Source organism: Sphingomonas sp. (assembly GCF_031361285.1).
Classification (GTDB): Bacteria; Pseudomonadota; Alphaproteobacteria; order Sphingomonadales; family Sphingomonadaceae; genus Sphingomicrobium.
Genome location: NZ_JANMCO010000103.1, coordinates 14249 through 31186, shown reverse-complemented (window position 1 = coordinate 31186; position 16938 = coordinate 14249). Strand labels below are relative to the sequence as shown.

22 protein-coding genes are annotated in these 16938 nt (G+C 64.6%); 8 read left to right on the top strand and 14 right to left on the bottom strand.

The features are described from left to right. Positions 1-53 precede the first annotated feature (53 nt). Genes thiL through RMO25_RS09620 form a run of 5 tightly spaced genes read right to left on the bottom strand, consistent with a single transcriptional unit; the run spans position 54 to position 3568 of the window. The gene (thiL, locus tag RMO25_RS09640; protein WP_405051863.1) at positions 54-1019 is read right to left on the bottom strand and encodes a thiamine-phosphate kinase; all 966 of its coding nucleotides are present in this window, start codon (positions 1017-1019) and stop codon (positions 54-56) included. Further along, positions 1016-1480 carry a transcription antitermination factor NusB gene (gene nusB, locus RMO25_RS09635; protein WP_309662390.1) on the bottom strand — a complete coding sequence of 155 codons (465 nt, stop codon included), beginning with the start codon at positions 1478-1480 and terminating at the stop codon, positions 1016-1018. The genes thiL and nusB overlap by 4 nt, the downstream gene beginning before the upstream one ends. Next, positions 1480-2391 carry an alpha/beta hydrolase gene (locus RMO25_RS09630; protein WP_309662389.1) on the bottom strand — a complete coding sequence of 304 codons (912 nt, stop codon included), beginning with the start codon at positions 2389-2391 and terminating at the stop codon, positions 1480-1482. The genes nusB and RMO25_RS09630 overlap by 1 nt, the downstream gene beginning before the upstream one ends. Beyond that, positions 2388-3287, bottom strand: coding sequence for a pirin family protein (locus RMO25_RS09625; protein WP_309662388.1), 900 nt, complete (start codon positions 3285-3287; stop codon positions 2388-2390). Before RMO25_RS09625 ends, RMO25_RS09630 begins: the two co-directional genes overlap by 4 nt. Continuing rightward, entirely contained in the window at positions 3284-3568 is a 285-nt protein-coding gene (locus RMO25_RS09620; RefSeq protein ID WP_309662387.1) for a BolA family protein, read from the bottom strand. Before RMO25_RS09620 ends, RMO25_RS09625 begins: the two co-directional genes overlap by 4 nt. A gap of 59 nt (positions 3569-3627) precedes the next feature. Here RMO25_RS09620 and RMO25_RS09615 point away from each other — a divergent pair, with 59 nt between their 5' ends. Next, entirely contained in the window at positions 3628-4170 is a 543-nt protein-coding gene (locus RMO25_RS09615) for a DnaJ domain-containing protein (RefSeq protein WP_309662386.1), read from the top strand. Here RMO25_RS09615 and RMO25_RS09610 read toward each other — a convergent pair. Genes RMO25_RS09610 through RMO25_RS09585 form a run of 6 tightly spaced genes read right to left on the bottom strand, consistent with a single transcriptional unit; the run spans position 4167 to position 8270 of the window. Continuing rightward, complete coding sequence (locus tag RMO25_RS09610; RefSeq protein WP_309662385.1) at positions 4167-4823, bottom strand: glutathione S-transferase family protein; 657 nt, start codon at positions 4821-4823, stop codon at positions 4167-4169. The two genes, RMO25_RS09615 and RMO25_RS09610, sit on opposite strands and share 4 nt — an antisense overlap. Then, the gene (locus tag RMO25_RS09605; RefSeq protein ID WP_309662384.1) at positions 4820-5482 is read right to left on the bottom strand and encodes a dihydrofolate reductase family protein; all 663 of its coding nucleotides are present in this window, start codon (positions 5480-5482) and stop codon (positions 4820-4822) included. The genes RMO25_RS09610 and RMO25_RS09605 overlap by 4 nt, the downstream gene beginning before the upstream one ends. Then, positions 5475-5972: a VOC family protein gene (locus RMO25_RS09600; RefSeq protein WP_309662383.1), complete on the bottom strand. Its 498-nt coding sequence runs from the start codon at positions 5970-5972 to the stop codon at positions 5475-5477. The genes RMO25_RS09605 and RMO25_RS09600 overlap by 8 nt, the downstream gene beginning before the upstream one ends. An 8-nt stretch (positions 5973-5980) precedes the next feature. Continuing rightward, a complete protein-coding gene (locus RMO25_RS09595; RefSeq protein WP_309662382.1) occupies positions 5981-6826 on the bottom strand; it encodes a VOC family protein in 846 nt (281 codons plus the stop codon). A gap of 35 nt (positions 6827-6861) precedes the next feature. Beyond that, positions 6862-7599: a DUF1428 domain-containing protein gene (locus tag RMO25_RS09590; protein ID WP_309662381.1), complete on the bottom strand. Its 738-nt coding sequence runs from the start codon at positions 7597-7599 to the stop codon at positions 6862-6864. Next, positions 7596-8270 (bottom strand): glutathione S-transferase family protein, encoded by a 675-nt coding sequence (locus RMO25_RS09585; protein ID WP_309662380.1) that lies wholly within the window; start codon positions 8268-8270, stop codon positions 7596-7598. Before RMO25_RS09585 ends, RMO25_RS09590 begins: the two co-directional genes overlap by 4 nt. 64 nt (positions 8271-8334) lie before the next feature. Here RMO25_RS09585 and RMO25_RS09580 point away from each other — a divergent pair, with 64 nt between their 5' ends. The 4 genes from RMO25_RS09580 to RMO25_RS09565 all read left to right on the top strand — a co-directional run bounded on the left by RMO25_RS09580 (position 8335) and on the right by RMO25_RS09565 (position 12995). Further along, on the top strand, positions 8335-9009 hold the full coding sequence (locus tag RMO25_RS09580; protein WP_309662379.1) for a helix-turn-helix domain-containing protein: 675 nt from the start codon (positions 8335-8337) through the stop codon (positions 9007-9009). Positions 9010-9068: 59 nt separating this feature from the next. Further along, positions 9069-10073: a cobaltochelatase subunit CobS gene (gene cobS / locus RMO25_RS09575; protein ID WP_309662378.1), complete on the top strand. Its 1005-nt coding sequence runs from the start codon at positions 9069-9071 to the stop codon at positions 10071-10073. 7 nt (positions 10074-10080) lie between these two features. Beyond that, entirely contained in the window at positions 10081-11901 is a 1821-nt protein-coding gene (gene cobT, locus RMO25_RS09570; protein WP_309662377.1) for a cobaltochelatase subunit CobT, read from the top strand. Between the two features lie 128 nt (positions 11902-12029). After that, the gene (locus RMO25_RS09565) at positions 12030-12995 is read left to right on the top strand and encodes an esterase-like activity of phytase family protein (RefSeq protein ID WP_309662376.1); all 966 of its coding nucleotides are present in this window, start codon (positions 12030-12032) and stop codon (positions 12993-12995) included. On the opposite strand, the gene rpmB is transcribed toward RMO25_RS09565, so the two are convergent. Then, positions 12992-13288 carry a 50S ribosomal protein L28 gene (gene rpmB, locus RMO25_RS09560; protein ID WP_309662375.1) on the bottom strand — a complete coding sequence of 99 codons (297 nt, stop codon included), beginning with the start codon at positions 13286-13288 and terminating at the stop codon, positions 12992-12994. The two genes, RMO25_RS09565 and rpmB, sit on opposite strands and share 4 nt — an antisense overlap. A 191-nt stretch (positions 13289-13479) precedes the next feature. Between rpmB and RMO25_RS09555 the strand changes: the two genes are divergently transcribed. After that, positions 13480-13773, top strand: coding sequence for a hypothetical protein (locus RMO25_RS09555; RefSeq protein ID WP_309662374.1), 294 nt, complete (start codon positions 13480-13482; stop codon positions 13771-13773). A 49-nt stretch (positions 13774-13822) separates the two neighbouring features. Continuing rightward, positions 13823-14275: a nucleoside deaminase gene (locus RMO25_RS09550; RefSeq protein WP_309662373.1), complete on the top strand. Its 453-nt coding sequence runs from the start codon at positions 13823-13825 to the stop codon at positions 14273-14275. On the opposite strand, the gene RMO25_RS09545 is transcribed toward RMO25_RS09550, so the two are convergent. Beyond that, the gene (locus RMO25_RS09545) at positions 14272-14925 is read right to left on the bottom strand and encodes an OmpA family protein (RefSeq protein ID WP_309662372.1); all 654 of its coding nucleotides are present in this window, start codon (positions 14923-14925) and stop codon (positions 14272-14274) included. The genes RMO25_RS09550 and RMO25_RS09545 overlap by 4 nt on opposite strands. 139 nt (positions 14926-15064) lie before the next feature. Between RMO25_RS09545 and RMO25_RS09540 the strand changes: the two genes are divergently transcribed. Further along, positions 15065-16408, top strand: coding sequence for a hemolysin family protein (locus RMO25_RS09540; protein ID WP_309662371.1), 1344 nt, complete (start codon positions 15065-15067; stop codon positions 16406-16408). A 6-nt stretch (positions 16409-16414) separates the two neighbouring features. On the opposite strand, the gene RMO25_RS09535 is transcribed toward RMO25_RS09540, so the two are convergent. Further along, a complete protein-coding gene (locus RMO25_RS09535) occupies positions 16415-16915 on the bottom strand; it encodes a hypothetical protein (protein ID WP_309662370.1) in 501 nt (166 codons plus the stop codon). Positions 16916-16938: the final 23 nt, after the last annotated feature.

The window sequence follows — 16938 nt, the reverse complement described above, 5'->3', positions numbered from 1 at the left end:
GCCTGAACGATTAGTGGATGAAGAGCGCGGCCGTCATTCCGCAAGCCAGGCCGCTAAGCGCGACCAGCCATTGGCGAAGCGGAATTGCCGTGATGTTCATGACCCAATGTCTCCGGCAGCGCGACGGGCTTTCCACTGCTGACGAGGCGAAGCGTTTCGCCATCGGCAGCGACAGTCCCGATGCAAGTGATGCTGGTCCCCGAAGGTAAAGAAAGGCTTAACGGGTCGAAACCGGCAGGGAGCGCCGCGAGCAGCGCATAATCGTCGCCGCCGGTCGCCGCGAACAGCCGCGCGCCGAGCCCATCTCCGCGCTCGGCGTTGAACGCCGTGGACAGCGGCAGGGCGTCGAGGTCGAGGGCCGCACTGCAACCGCTCGCCTCCGCCAGCCGCCGCGCGTCGAGCAAAAGGCCATCGGACACGTCCATCATCGCGCTCGCGTGTTGTGCGAGCGCCCGCCCTGCGGCGAGCAACGGGACCGGGCGGCGATATCGCTCGACCAGCGAGCCGACAGCCGCCGGATCCCGCTTCAGCAAAGCCAAACCGGTCGCTGAGTCACCCACCGTGCCCACCAACCACAATTGGTCTCCTGGCTTGGCCCCGCTACGCGCCGGCGTGCTTGGTCCGGCGCGCCCGATCGCGGTCAGTCCGAACACGCGTGGTGCCCCGGCGGGCAACGCAATCGTGTCGCCGCCGATCAGCGCCAGGCCGAAATGCTCGCAGGCTGCGCCGATCCCGTCGATGAACGCCGCGTCCCACTGGTCATCGTCGCTGATGGTCAGCGACAGCAGTGCCGCGGCGGGGGTCGCCCCCTTGGCGGCGAGATCGGACAGGTTCACCGCCACCAGCTTCCAAGCGACGCTATCGGCCGGGTCGGCGGGCAGGAAATGCACCCCTTCCGCAATCGTGTCGTGGGTGATGACCAGGCTCTCGAACAGCGCCGCGTCGTCGGCCAGGCCGCGCGCCGCCGGATCGGTCGCGAAACCACGTAAGCGTTCAATCGCGTCGCTTTCTTGCATCAACCGGCGGGCGCGGCCCGCGCTTCTTTGGCGATGGCGTCGAGCAGGCCGTTGACGAAGCCGCTTTCGCGCTTGTCGTAGAAAGCGTGAGCGACATCGACATATTCGGAAATCACCGAGCCGACCGGAACGTCGTTGCGGGCGAGCAGCTCATAGGCGCCGGCGCGCAGGATCGCGCGCATCGGCCGGTCGAGCCGCTTCAAGCTCCAGCCCTTGGCCAGTCGCGCGGTAATCGCTTGGTCGATCTCGTCGCGGCGCGCATCGACCCCGGTGACGACGTCGTCGAAGAAGCTCCGCTCGGCATCGACATATTGCGTGTCGCCGATCGTCGCGCCGAGGCGGTGGTCGTGGAATTCCTTGATCAGGCGGGCAAGCGGCGTGCCTTCCATTTCCTGCTGATAGAGCGCCTGGACCGCGGCAAGACGGGCGGCGGAGCGCGAACGGGAACGGGCGGCGTTGTTCATCAGGCGGGCGCTGTAGCCGTGCCGTTACCGCCAAGGAAGGGCGCGAGCGCGGCCGCTACGGCTTCGGGCGCTTCCCAAGGTGCGAAATGGCCCACCTCGGGCAGCCGCACGATGGTGAGATCGTCGACCAGCCGGTCGAGGCCGTCGAGCTGGATCGGGAGCAGCGCCGGGTCGCGCATCCCCCACACGACCAGGGTCGGCACTGTCACTTTGGGGAACGCGCCGAGCACCCAGCCGGGGATCGGCACGACCGCGTCGGGCGGCGGCACCACCAGCTGTGACGCGCGGTACCAGTTGAGCATCGCCGTCAGCGCGCCGGGCTGCGACCATTCGGCGATGTAGCGGCGTTTCTCGGCTTCGGGGATCAGCGCCAGATCGACGTGGCCGCCGTAGGTCTTGTCGAAAAAGGTGTCAAAGCTCATCGCCGCGACCGCTTGCTCGAAGCCCGCTGCGCGGAAAGCATTCATATATTGCGAAGCGGCGCGCTGGCCCGCGTCCTCAATCAGGCTCTTTTGGAAGATCACCGGGTGCGGCGAATTGATGATGACGAGGCGCTCGATTCGCGGATCGCCCTTGATCGCCGCCGCCCACGCCGCCGCGCCACCCCAATCGTGCCCGACCAGGGCGAAGCGGTCGATGTCCATCGCGTCGGCGAGGGCGAACAGGTCGGCGACGATTCTGTCGGTCCGATAAGCTTCAACGCCCTGCGGCTTGTCCGAGCCGGCAAAGCCGCGCTGGTCGGGCATGAAGAGGCGAAAGCGATCCTGCAGCAGCGGCGCAACCCCCCACCACGTCCGGTGCGATTCGGGAAAGCCGTGGAGCAGGATCACCGGCGGCGCCGCCGGTTCGCCGGCCACCGCCACGTTCAATGTCACGCCGGTCGACAGCGATACGCGCCGGATCTCGCTCACGGGTAACTGACGGTCGTCGGCACTTCGGGGAGCGGGATGAATTCCTGATCGTCGCCGGGGATCAGCGGAAAGCGACGTGCTTTCCAATCCTCCTTGGCCTGGTTGATGCGGTCACGCGACGACGACACGAAGTTCCAATAGACATGGCGCGGGGTGGCGAAGGCGCCGCCGCCCATCAGCATCAGGCGGGCTTCGCTCGAACCGCTCAATCGCGGCGCGTGGCCGGGGGCGAGAACATAAAGCGCGAACGGCTCGAGCCGCTGGCCGTCGAGCTCGGCTTGGCCGCCGACCAGCATCAGCGCGCGCTCGTCGGCGTCGCTGTCGATCGGCAAGCTGCTGCCGGCGGTCAGCATGATGTCGGCGTAGATGGTCGGCGAATGGCACGGCGTCGCCGCGGTTACGCCCCACAAAGTCCCCATCAGCACGCGGGCTGATGCGCCGCCCGCCTCGACCAATGGCAGGCCGTCGCCCGGCACATGGTCGAACGCCGGGTCGAGCTCCTCCTTGCCGTCGGGCAAAGCGAGCCAGGTCTGCATCCCGTAGAAGCTCGGGCCCGCCGCGCGGCGGTCGGCCGGCGAACGTTCGGAATGGACGATGCCGCTGCCGGCGGTCATCAGATTGACCGCGCCCGGCTCGATCACCTTGCGCGATCCCAGCGAATCGCGGTGCTCGATGGCACCGTCGAACAGATAGGTGACGGTGGCGAGGTTGATGTGCGGGTGGGGGCGGACGTCCATGCCCTCGCCAGGGGCGAGGCGCGCCGGGCCGAACTCGTCGACGAAAATGAACGGGCCGACCATCGTCCGTTCCCGCGTCGGCAGCGCGCGGCGGACCTTGAAAGCGCCAAGGTCGTGGGTAACCGGCGTAATGGTCTGGATGATTGCGTCTGCTATCATGATTCCCCCGGCGCGGTGGCGCGGATCGTGAGCGCGTGGACCCGCTCGACCATCAGATCGCCGAGCGCGTGATAGACCAGCCGCTGGCGCTCGATCCGCGACTTTTCGGCGAAAACAGGGCTCTCGATGCTAAGCGAGAAATGGCTCTCGCCGGCGGGATTGTGGCCGCCGTGGCCGCGGTGGGCCTCGCTGTCGTCGACCAGCTCGATCCGGCTCGGGTCCAGCACTGCCAGCCGCCGCAGCATCTCACTTGCGACTGGACCTGTGGATCGAGCGTTCATCGCGCCTATATAGTCCGGTTCAGCAAGTGAGAAAGTGCGTGGCATCGGGAAATCCAAGAATGCATGGCCGGGTCGAAGGCGCGCGGGATCGTTGCGCCGTATCCGGCTGCGGCGAGCCCGGCGAGTATAAGGCGCCGCTCGAGCCGGCCAATTTCAACGGCCCGGGCAGCTGGCGCTTCCTATGCCTCGACCATGTCCGCGAGCATAATGCGAAGTATAATTTTTTCAGCGGCATGAGCCCGGAGGAAATTGCCGAGGCGCAGACGTCTTTTGGCGGCTGGGAGCGCTCGGTCCGCGCTTTTTCAGCGACCGTCGGCGCGTCTCCCGCTTGGACCGACCTTGACGATCCGCTGGACGCGATTGCCGCGCGGTTTCGTCGCCAGCAGGAATCATCGTCGCGATTTTCGACCCCCGAGCGGCGGGCGCTGGCGGTCCTGGGGCTCGGCGAGGATACCAGCCGCCACGCGCTACGGACCCGCTATTCGAAGCTGGTGCGGCGCTATCACCCCGATAAGAACGGCGGCGACCGCACCCACGAAACACGGCTGCGCGAAGTCATCGAAGCTTATCAGTCGCTGCGGCGATCAGCGGTGTTCGCTTAGTCGCGGTCGGGCGCGCCGAGCGGGAAATAGGGGCGGTACGGCCGTGCGCCTTCAACCGATTTGCTGACTGCCGGATGGGCCAGCAAGCGGGCGCGATAGGCCTTGAGGCGCGGCCGCTGATCGCCGATCTCGTCGACCCAGTCGGCGTAGAACAAGGCGGGCGCGGCAGCGCAATCGGCGAGCGTGAACCGGTCGCCGGCGGCCCACTCGCTGTCGGGCAGATTGGTCTCGAGCCAGTCGTAGGCCGTGCGCAAGGCCTTCAATCCCTGCTCGGCGCCATAGGCGTCGCCGCAGCCTTCGGGCCGGAGGGCGTGGTTGACCGACGGCTGCATGTTGCCCTGGATATGGAGGTCGAAGAAGCGATCGAGGAAACGCGCCCGCCGACCTTCCTCGCCCGTCGGGATCCAGTCGTTCGGGCCAGCGTGATAGGCCTGCAGATGCTCGATGATGCAAGTCGTTTCGGCGATCACTTTGCCGTCGTCGACCAGCACCGGGAATTTGCCGATCGGCCAGATGCGCTTGAGCTCTGCCATTACGCCCGGCTCGGACGGGTCGACGTTGCGGTAGCTGTACGGCGTACCGTCGGCGTCGAGCGGGATCTGCACCTTCCAGCAATAGGAGCTGAAGGGATGGGCGAAGAGGGACAGGCTCACCAGGCGCCCGCTTCCATCTTCTCGCGTCGCACCACTTCTTGCTCGCTGGGCGGCTTGGTCTCGAAGGTACCGGTTGGCACGTCTCCAGCCGGCTCGAAGCAGGCGACGGAAACGCCCTTCGGCGAGACAAAATGGTCGACGAGCTTGAGCGCCCCGGCCTTCTCCGACCCGTCGAAAATCCGCTTGCCCCGGCCCAGCACGATCGGGAAGGTGGTCAGCATCAACCGGTCAATCAGCCTGGCCGACAGCAGCGGCGGGTAGAGAGTGCTGCTGCCCTGAATGAGAAGGTCGCGTCCCGCGGAGGCCTTGAGTTTGGCGACCACCTCGGCGGCGTCGCCCGACAGCTTGTGACTATTGGCCCAATCCAGCGGTTCGTCGGAGTGGGTCAGCACATATTTGTTGATGCCCTGGAATTTCGCGCCGATCGGATTGTCCTGGTTGTACGGCCAGTAAGCGGCGAAAATATCGTAGGTCCGCTTGCCGAGAAGCAGGTCGTATTCACCGGTGATCATCGCTTCGAACGGACCCATGTCGGGATCCCAATATGGTGCCACCCAACCGCCGTGCCGGAAGTCGCTGGTGGGATCTTCATCGGGGCCGCCCGGCGCCTGCATGACACCGTCGAGAGATACGAACACGACTCCGGTGAGCTTACGCATTGATGGTCTCGCCCTTCAGCGCGGCTTCGATTGTCGCGACGTCGATTTTCTTCATCGTCATCATCGCCTCGAACGCGCGCTTGGCCGCGCTTTGGTCGGGATTGTCCATCGCTTCGAGGAGCACGCGCGGCGTGATCTGCCACGAGAAGCCCCATTTGTCCCGGCACCAGCCACACATGCTTTCCTCGCCGCCGGTCTTGGTGATGGCGTCCCAATAGCGGTCGGTCTCTTCCTGATTCTCGGTCACGACCATCAGGCTAAACGCTTCGTTGGGTTTGAAGTTGGGGCCGCCGTTGAGGCCGACGAAGGGCTGGCCGAGCAGAGTGAACTCGACCGTCAATTCTTCGCCCTTGTGGCCCCCCGGAAAGTCGGTTGAGGCATCGTGCGCCGGCCCGACATGAGTGTCGGGAAACACCGACGCGTAAAATTCGGCGGCCTTGCGGGCCTCGCCTTTGTCGAACCAAAGGCAAGTAGTCAGCTTGTTGGACATGATTCCTCCTAAGATTTGCGCGGGCCAACGAGCCCGAAACTGGCGCCTTGAGGGTCAAGGCCATTGAGCGAAAATTCGCCGCCGGGGATCTCCATCGGGCCGTGCAGTATTTGACCGCCGCCCGCCGTCACGGCCGCTTGCGCGCGGTCGATGTCATCGACGCCGAAATAATATGTCCACAGCGACACCGGCAGCTGCGGCGGCTTGCGCATGATCGCGCCGATGCCGACGCCGTTTTGCTGGACGAACAAATATTGACCCATTTCCCCCATATCCATGCCGCCTTCCTGCGCCCAGCCGAAGTGCGAGGTGTAGAATTGGACGGCAGCGTCCTGGTCGGCGGTCGCCAGCTCGTTCCAGCGGACGTGCTGGGCCTTGACCGGATCGAACACATCACTGACCGAGGCGGGCCGATCTGCCGGCGGCGTCGGCGTCATGACATAGAATGGCGTGCCTTGCGGATCGGTGACCATAACGATGCGGCCGACATCGGGAATGTCGAAGGCCGGCATCAACGCCTTGCCGCCGGCGGTTTCGATCGAAGCCACCGATGCATCAACGTCGTCGACGCCGACATAACCGAGCCAAATTGGCCTGGCGCCGTGCCCGCGCATCTCATCGGTCAGGCGCATGACGCCGCCGGCATTGCCGCCATCGGCGCGGGTGATCATCCGGTAATCCATCTCACCCGACGGTTGCGGCTCGATCGTCCAGCCGACGACCGCGTCATAAAAGGTCTTGGCGGCAACCGCGTCGGGGGTGATCAGCTCATACCAAATGAATGCGCCTTGGGCGCCGGTGTTCGAAGCCTCGGTCGAAGCCGAATGCGGCTGGGCAAAAGTCGTGTCGGACATATAAATTTCCTTTCCTGGATTGACGTTGTGGCCGGTCAGGCGTGCGCGGACTCGCGCTTGGCGGTGTCGAGGATCGGCGCGAAGCCGCCCCAGAACATCCGCTGACCGGAAAACGGCATATCACCTTCGGGTTTCAGGCTCTCGTCGGCCATGATCGCCTTCCACGCATCGTCGCGGGTCGCCTTGTCGGGCCACTCGATGAAGGAGAAGACCACGGTCTCACCATCCTCGGCCTTCACGGCCCGGTAGAAATCGGTGACTTCGCCGTGATTCACATCGTCGGCGATCGCTTCGATCACGCGCGACGCGCCGTGCTGGCGGAAGACGCCCGCCATCTTGGTCGCGAGCTGGCGATAGGCCTCGCTTTTGCCTTCGGGGACCGGCACCACGAACCCGTCGGTGTAGCTGCCACCGGGAGCGCCTTCCTCGACGATCGCCTCGAAGCCGCCCATGATCATGCGCTTGCCGTCGAACGGCATGTTCGCGCCCATGTCCTCCATCCGCGGGTCGCTCATCATTTTCTCGTTGGCGGCATCGCGAGTCGCTTTGTCGGGATATTCGAACCAGGAGAAGACGACGTCCTCATCGTCCGTCGCGTTGACCGCCTTCTTGAAGTCGGTGACCTTGCCGCCGGCGACGTCATCGCCCCAGGCCTCGACCATACGGGCCACGCCGAATTCCTGGATCATCGGTGCAAATTCGGCTGCATGCTTGCGATAAGCGTCCTTATTGGCTTTCGGCACGGGGACGATGAACCCCTCGAAATAAGTCATGCTTCTGCTCCTTCGGGTTGGTGTGCCTTGAACACGGCGATCTGGTCGGCGAGCGCGCGCTGGAACGCTGGGCGCGCCTCGGCCCGGGCAAGATAGGCTTTGAGATTGGCCTGTTCAGCCACCAAATCGGTGTGCCGGGCGATCCGCAGGACGGATGCCATCATCAGGTCGCCGATGGTGAAATGATCTTCGAGCCATTCCTTGTCGCCAAGCCAATCGGCAATGCGCTTGAGTTTGAGCCGGGCAAACTCCTCGGCGCCCGGACGGCGCAGGGCAGCCCATTCCTCGCCCTTGTAGAACAGGTCGATGGCGGTCAGATTCTGAATCGCCGGCTCGACGCTGTTCAAGGCGGCGTAGGTCCATTGGATGGCCCGGATCCTGGCGATCGCATCGCGCGGCAGCAGCTTCTCGCTTTTCTCGCCGATGTGCTGGATGATCGCCCCGGTTTCGAAGATTTTCAGCGGACCTTCGCGATAGCAAGGCACCTGGCCGAATGGTTGCTCGAGGTAATATTCGGGCGATCGTTCGCCTTCGAGCAGCTGGACTCGATAGGGCAACCCGATTTCCTCTAGCGCCCAGCGCGGGCGCAAATCGCGGACCAAGCCCTCGGCGAATGGTGGCACCCAGGCGAAAGCGGTGATTTCAATCTCAGCGTTGGGATCGATGGGCATGAATTCCTCCTTGGGCGACTCGATTCGGCTTGCGTTTTGCCCGGAGCACTCCTAAATTGCAACTGTGCAGTTAGATAAAGTAACCGAAGAGCGGCAAACCGAGCCAAAACGCGGCTATGACGACGCTTGCGGAACCGCCCATGCGCTCGAATTGATCGGCGAACGCTGGGCATTGCTGGTGCTGCGGGAATTGATGCTTGGGCCGCGCCGCTTCTCTGGACTGAGGGCCGATCTTCCGGGAATTAGCGCCAACGTGCTCTCCCAGCGACTCGATGAACTCGAGGCGCGAGGCCTGGCGCGCAAGCTGCGCCTGCCGCCGCCGGCGTCGGTGCAAGTCTATGAAGCGACCGCTTGGGGTCTCGAGGCAGAGCTGATCGTCCAGGCGCTCGGCCGCTGGGCGGCGCGGTCGACGCGCCACGATCCGACTTTGCCTATCAGCGGGGTCTCGATCCTGCTGTCGTTCCGCACCATGATCGACCGCGACAAGGCGCGCGACATCGATGCGAACATCGGCTTCCGCTTCGGCGAGAGCGGCTATGTCGCCAGATTGCATGGGGGTACGATCACGGTAGCGCGTGGCCTAACCGACCAATGTGACGTGGTGTTTACGGCCGCGCCGACCGCGCTGGCCGCCGTGGTCTATGGCGGGACGCCACTTGACTCGATCGGCGTCGAGGGCGACATCGCGCTTGCGAAGCGTTTTACGACGCTCTTTCCGCTGCCGCCTAAAGTGGCGTGACCCGACAAATTGGCGCCGCTTATTGAGGCGAATGCGCCCTTGGCCTAAGGCCCCCCACCATGACCGATCTCCCCAACGTGAATCCCGAAAGCCGCAGCGACACGGTGATGATGTCGCCCGACAAGATCGCCAAGGTCCGCGACCTGTTTGGCATCGATTCGGACATGGAAGTGCCGGCGTTCAGCGAGGCCGACGAGCGCGTCCCCGACCTCGACCCGGCCTATGTATTCGATCCCGACACGACGCTGGCGATCTGCGCCGGCTTCGCCCGCAACCGCCGGGTGATGATCCAGGGCTATCACGGCACCGGCAAGTCGACCCACATCGAGCAGGTCGCGGCGCGGTTGAACTGGCCGACCGTCCGCATCAATTTGGACGCGCACATCAGCCGCATCGATCTCGTCGGCCGCGACGCGATCGTCTTGAAGGACGGCCAGCAGGTCACCGAATTTCGCGAAGGCCTGCTGCCGTGGGCGCTGCAGCACCCGGTCGCGTTGGTGTTCGACGAATATGACGCCGGCCGCCCGGACGTCATGTTCGTCATCCAGCGGGTGCTCGAGGTCGAGGGCAAGCTGACCCTGCTCGACCAGAATCGAGTGATCCGCCCCAACCCCTGGTTCCGGCTGTTTTCGACCACCAACACCATCGGACTGGGCGATACGACCGGGCTTTATCACGGCACGCAGGCGATCAACCAAGGCCAGATGGACCGCTGGAATATTGTCACGACGTTGAATTATTTGCCGGCCGCGGTCGAGGCGCAGATCGTGCTCGCCAAATCGGGCGAATATGACAATCCCGACGGCAAGGCCGAGGTCGACAAGATGATCAAGGTCGCCGAGCTGTCGCGCCAGGGCTTCATGAACGGCGACATCTCGACCGTTATGAGCCCGCGCACGGTGATCACCTGGGCCCAGAATGCGCTCATCTTCGGTGACCTCGGCTTCGCCTTTCGCGTCTCGTTCCTCAACAAATGCGACGAAGCCGAGCGGCCGCTGATCGCCGAATATTACCAGCGGGTGTTCGGCACCGACCTGCCCGAAAGCGTGGTCGGCAAGGCGTGACGCAGCTGTGAGCCAGCCGGCTCTCCTCGACCAGTTTCGGCGCGCGCTGGCCGGCGCGGCGCGGGCGATCGCCAAGGATCCCGAAGTCGAAGTCGTGTTCGCGTCCGAGGTCGCGCCGCCCTCCGGAAAAACGGCCCGCGTGGTGCTGCCCGGGCCGGCGTTCGAACCGCGGCTGGTGGCCGAGGCGCGCGGTGCGGCCGATGCTTTGGCGCTCAGGCTCCGCCATCACGACGCCAAGCTCCACGCATCGCATGTGCCGATGGACCTGGAAGCGCGGGCGGTGTTCGATGCCCTTGAGACCGCCCGGGTCGAGGCGCTCGGGGCCCGGGCGATGGGCGGCGTGCGGGCGAACCTGGCCGAGCTGACCGAAGCCCGGGTGCGCGGCGATGCGATCACCCGCGCGCGCACCGCCGAGGAAGTGCCGCTGGCGACCGCGGTCGGCTTGATTGCCCGCGAACGGCTGACCGGAGCCGTGCCGCCCAAGGCCGCGCGCGCCGGTCTGAAATTGCTCGCCCCGTGGATCGAGGAGAAAGGCGCCGCCGAGCTCGATGCGCTGGCACTAACGCTCGACGATCAGGCGGCGTTCGCCAAGTTGGCGCGGCGGCTGCTCGAGGATCTCGACCTGGCCGCCGCTGAGGACCCGTCGGACCAGGATCTGGAAGCCGGCGGGGACGACGACCAGGGCGATGACGCCGGTTCCGACGAGGGCGCCGACGAAGGCGACGAGGGCGCCCCCGCCGGCGGCGATGTTGAGCGGCGCGGGGAGGAATCCGAGGACGGGCTGGACGAGGAACAAGGCTCGGACGAAATGGATCTTGGCGACGAGCAATCTTCCGCCGACGATGAGGTCAGTGAAACCGCCCAGGCCGCCGCCGGCCGCCGCAATTGGGATCTGGCGCCGCCAACCGACTACAAAGCCTTCACCACCCGCTTTGACGAAACCGTCGAGGCTGATGATTTGTGCGACGTCGAGGAATTGGGGCGGCTGCGCGCCTATCTCGATCAGCAAATGGCCAGCTCGCAAAGCGTCGTCACCCGGCTCGCCAACCGCTTGCAACGACGATTGATGGCGCAGCAGGCGCGCAGCTGGGAGTTCGACCAGGAAGAAGGGATGCTCGACGCCGCCCGGCTGGCCCGGGTGATCGTCAATCCCGCATTTTCCTTAAGCTACAAGGTTGAGCGCGACACCGAGTTTCGCGACACGATCGTCAGCGTCCTGATCGACAATTCGGGGTCCATGCGCGGCCGGCCGATCGCCATCGCCGCGATTTGCGCTGACATATTGACGCGGACCCTGGAGCGCTGCGGCGTCGCCACCGAAGTCCTCGGCTTCACCACCCGGGCGTGGAAAGGCGGGCAGAGTCGCGAGGCGTGGCTGGCCGACGGCCGACCGGGGCATCCAGGCCGGCTCAACGATCTTCGGCACATCATCTACAAGCGCGCCGACGAGCCCTACCGCCACGCCCGCCGCAATCTCGGGTTGATGATGCGCGAGGGGCTGCTCAAGGAGAATATCGACGGTGAAGCCTTGCTGTGGGCGCATCACCGGCTGATTGCGCGGCCCGAGGAGCGCCGCATCCTGATGGTCATTTCGGACGGCGCACCGGTCGACGATTCGACTGCCTCGGCCAATGGCGGGACCTATCTCGAGCATCATTTGCGACAAGTGATCGACTGGATCGAGCGCCGCTCACCGGTCGAGCTGATCGCCATTGGCATCGGCCATGACGTCACCCGCTATTACAACAAGGCGGTGACGATCATGGACGCCGACCAGTTGGGCGGGGCGATGATCGAACAATTGGCGGACTTGTTCGATATGGGCTGAACCGGCAAAAAAATGGGCCCGGCACGATTGCTCGCACCGGGCCCCCCTCGATACGCGACGCGAGGGAACCAGGACGGGGAAAGGGGGAAACCCCGCGCCTTGAGACGCTTATGTTCGAATGGAGCCATATGGACGCTGAACGGGGAGTGCAGCGACAGTTCAGGATGCGGGCGTTCATCGCCAGCCTGATCCTGGTCACTGTGGTTCTCCAGGCGCATCGCTGGTTCCTCCTCTTTCCCAATCACCACGAACTTGGCTGGCGAACCGCGCGTATCGAATTTCGCCCCATTGCGTTCGACTCGGCCAGCCTGGCGCCGTTCAAGTTGGCTGGGGCATGGCAGTTGACCAGCGACGATCCGCGCTTCGGTGGCATTTCAGCGCTGGCGATCGATCGCGGTCGGATGCTTGCGCTCACTGACTCTGGCGTCCTGGTTCGGTTCAGCGCGCCCGGCCAACCACAGGGCCCGGCGTGGATTGGCGAGTTGCCGGACGGACCGGGTAGCCCGGACTTCAAACGCAACCGCGATTCCGAGGCGCTACTGCGCGATCCGGATGGTCGCGGCTGGTGGGTGGCGTTCGAGAACCGCGACGAATTATGGCTCTACGACGCAGGTTTGGGTCATGCGCTCAAGCGTATTCAGCTTGGCGACCATGGTTGGGGGTCAAATCGCGGGGTCGAAGGGCTGGCGGCGGAAGGCGCGAGCCTGTTGCTGCTGCCCGAAAGTGGCAACAGCCTGTTGCGGGTCACTGGAACCCAAGCTCGCTTGGTGCCCATTGCCGATGCCCGCGGCCGAATCTCCGATGTCGCAGCGGTTGGCCCCGGCCAATATCTCGCCATCGAACGCCGACTGACCCCGTTGGGGTTCCGCAATGTGCTGGTGCAGCTGGAAAAAACGGCGTCTGGCTACCAATTTGGTCGCCGCACGGCGTTACCGCTTGGCCCGCTCGACAATGTGGAAGCGCTGGCTCTCGAACGCTTGCCGAATGGCACGTGCCGGCTGTGGCTAATGACCGATGATAATGTACAGCCGCCGCTACGGACGTTGCTGATTGCGCTGGACATGCCCGCAGTCAGGCGAGCGGCAAACCGTTAGGCTGCGGCGCCCTCTTTCGCCTTCTTGGCGATTTCGCGCTTCAACTTGCGGGCCTTTGCGGACAATTTGCCCGCGCTGGTTTTGGTCAGCCAATTATCGAGGCCGCCGACATGCTCGACTGAACGCAGGCCGTGGGTCGAGACCCGGAGCTTGACGCCTTGTCCAAGAGAATCGGAAAGCAGCGTCACATTCTGCAAATTGGGCAGAAAGGTCCGCTTGGTCTTGTTGTTGGCGTGGGAAACATTGTTGCCCACCTGCCGGCCCTTGCCGGTCAGCTCGCATACCCGCGACATGATGTTTCAATCCTGATTTGCCAGATTTGGCCTGATTTGCCAGATTTGGACTGATTTGACCGAGCACATAAAGGCGCCCGGAACGAGCGGCCCGTTACCCGCTTGCGCATGGTGCGTCAACTTGGCACGGGGGGAAACACCTCGTTAGTTCTGCGTTGTTACAATCCCAAGCACAGTCAGGAACACAGCGCATGCGAGCGATTTTACTCGTCCTCATCCTGGCCGTGGTCGCCATTATCGCTTTGGTGGCCACCGGTCTTATTGATATCCGGCAAGTGCGTGGCGCCAAGGCCCCGGATGTCAGCGCGACCAGCAATGGCGTCACTGCCAAGGGCGGCCAAACGCCCGCCTTCGACATCGAGACCGGATCGGTTTCGGTCGGTACGCGCGACGCCAAGGTCAAGGTTCCGGCGCTGCGGGTCAATCCCGCCAGCGATAACGCCCCGGCGGCGCAGAACCAGGCGGCGCCCGTTAACGGCATGTAGCATTGGCATGCGGCTTCACGGGGCGACCGGCCTGCGCTAGCCGCTCGCCATGAGTTTTCCGCTCCCTCCGCCGATGCGCCGCGCGCTGGTTCTTGCCGCCGAAGCGGCTGCGGCGGGCGAAGTGCCGGTTGGCGCGGTGGTGACATGCGGTGACGAGGTCGTGGCCGAAGCCCGCAACGCCATGCGCGGGTCGCACGATCCCACTGCGCACGCCGAGATGGTCGCGATCCGCAGGGCGGCCGAGAAGCTTGAAACCGCGCGCCTCGACTACTGTACCTTATGGGTAACGCTGGAACCGTGCGCGATGTGCGCGGCGGCGATCGGCATCGCCAGGATTTCAGCGCTGCGGTTTGCCGCCGAAGATCCCAAGGGTGGCGGCGTAGTCCATGGGCCGCGTATCTTCACGCAACCGACCTGCCATCACCGGCCGGACGTGCTCGGCGGGATCGGCGAGGCGGAGGCCGCGGCGCTGCTGCGCGACTTCTTCGCCATGCGGCGTTAGCGCAGCGGCACCACCTTGATTTCGACCCGGCGGTTCAGTGACCGGCCCGCCTCGGTGCCATTGTCCCCAATCGACTGGCTGGCGCCAAATCCCCGGGTGGCGATGCGCGCGGCGCTGACGCCGCGGGATCGCAGCATCGCCGCGACGGCCTGCGCACGCTTTTCTGAAAGGGCTTTGTTGCCGGCCTCGGTTCCCGTCGAATCGGTATGGCCGAGCACATCGACCAGCGACCGATCATATTTTTTCAGGGTCAGGCCGATTTCGCCCAGAGTCGAAAAGGCCTGCTGGCTGATATCCGAGCGCCCGACATTGAAGGTACTGCTCGAAGGCAGTCGCACAAACAGTCGGTCACCCGAGCGGATGACATCGACCCCGGTGCCGGCGGATTCGCGGCGCAGGTCCTGTTCCTGCTGGCTGACATAATCCGCAATCGCGGTTGGCGCGACCGGCTTGAGACCTGCGGCGCGGGCTTTTTTCAGGCGCATCGCATAGCCGCCGATTACGTCGCCGAGCAAATAAGCGGGCACGGCAGGCATCAGCGCAGCTTGCGGCGGCCCGTAGGGAGCGGGCGCAAAAACGTTGCCGCATCCTGCCGTCGCCAACAATGGCCCGGCCAGCGCCAACGCGGCAAGGGTGCGGAAACGACGCATAGAGTGACTCCCCGTTCAATGTCTGGAATAGATGTGCAACCGGCATTCATCATAGGTGGTTCCGCCGGTGAATCGACCATTGAATATAGCGGGCCGCTTGTGGCCGACCCTAGGACAAGGCTAAATCGCCGTTCCGCTTATGAGCGACCACTTACTTCCATTCCCCTGGCTCGACCTGGTGTTGATCCTGGCGCTGATCACCCTCAACGGCGTCCTGTCGATGAGCGAGCTGGCGATCGTTTCATCGCGCGAGGCGCGCCTGAAAGCGATGGTCAAGTCGGGCAGTGCCGGCGCGAAATGCGCCCTGACACTGGCCGCCGAGCCGGGTCGCTTCCTGTCCACCGTCCAGACCGGGATCACGCTCATCGGGATTCTCGCCGGCGCATTTTCCGGCGCCCGCCTCGGCCAGCCGGTTGGCCAGCGGATCGCGCTTCTCGGCATCGACGCGGAGACCGCCGCGACCCTGGGCTTTGGCCTGGTGATTGTGGTCACGACCTTCGCTTCGTTGGTCATCGGCGAAATTGTCCCCAAGCAGTTCGCGCTACGCTCACCCGAGAGCATCGCGGCGATCGTCTCGCGCCCGCTCTATTGGCTGTCGAAAGTCACGGCGCCGTTTGTCTGGCTGCTCGACCGAACCAGCGCGATGATTTTCAAGGCGTTGCGGCTTGACCGGGAATCGCGCAACGCGGTCACGGCCGAGGAATTGCACCTCGTGGTCGCCGAAGCGCAAAACGCCGGCGTGCTCGATGAAGGCGAGCGCGAAATGATTTCGGGGATCGTGCGGCTGGCCGACCGGCCAGTGCGCGAGGTGATGACGCCGCGCACCGACGTCGACTGGATCGATATTCACGCCACCGCCGAAGAAATCCGCACCGCGCTCAAGGAAATCCCGCACAGCCGCATTCCGGTCGCCGATGGCTCGGTCGATAATATTGTTGGCGTCATCCAGACCCGCGATTTGCTGACCCAGGCGCTTGATTGCGAGCCGCTCGATTTGACGACTATGTGCCGGGCGGCGCCGGTGATCCCCGATTTGATGGACGCAATGGACGCGCTAGCGGTGCTGCGTCACGCGGAAGTGCCGCTGGCCCTGGTCCATGACGAATACGGTCATTTCGACGGGATCGTCACCCCGGGTAGCCTGCTCGCGGCGCTGGCCGGGGCCTTCGCGCACGATGTTAGCGACGGCGAAGACCCACCCATCGTCGAGCGGGATGATGGCAGTTGGCTGTTGTCGGGCGCGGGCAGCGCCGACCTTCTCAGCGATCGACTGGGCATGCGCTTGCCGGCCGAGCGTGACTATTCGACCGTCGCCGGCTTTGCTCTGTCGGTACTCAAGCATCTGCCGGTGACCGGCGAGCGGTTCAAGCATGACGGCTGGTCGTTTGAGATCGTCGATATGGACGGCCGCAAGATCGACAAATTGATCGCCACCCGGGCCAAAACAAAGCCGCGCGCGGCCAAGGCGGAAATCGCCGTCTAGGCGCGGCTACAACTTACCGAAATGCTCTTCGAAGCCGTCGCGATCGTCGCGCGCGAGATAGGCCGATTGTTCGACGATCCGGTCGCGTTTGATCCGCCCGGCAAAGGGACCCAACTGCTGGTCAAGCAGGTCAATCTCTTCCGCCGTCAAATGCGCCAGCTGCTCGAAGCGGTAAAAGCCGCGGGCGTGCAGCAATTCCGCAAGCTTGGGCCCGACGCCTTTGAGCCGCAGGAAATCGTCGGCTGTGTCGAGCCCGCCCGACAGCTCCCGGTGCACCGGCGCGCCGATCAGCTCTCCGGCGACATCGCTTGCCGCCGCGGCCGCTTCCGACGCCAGATCCTTGGTTTCGCTCCGCCGATCGCGGCTGCTGGTCATATGCGGGCGCAGCGGCGCGTTGTCGGTCAAGCGAACGCGCTGGCGAGGCCGAAAAATCAAAAAACCGAGCAACAGGACGACCAGCACCGCGACCACGATCGCTGGAAGATTATTTTGCAGCAGTTGTACCATTACCATCTCCACTCGGCGTTCGA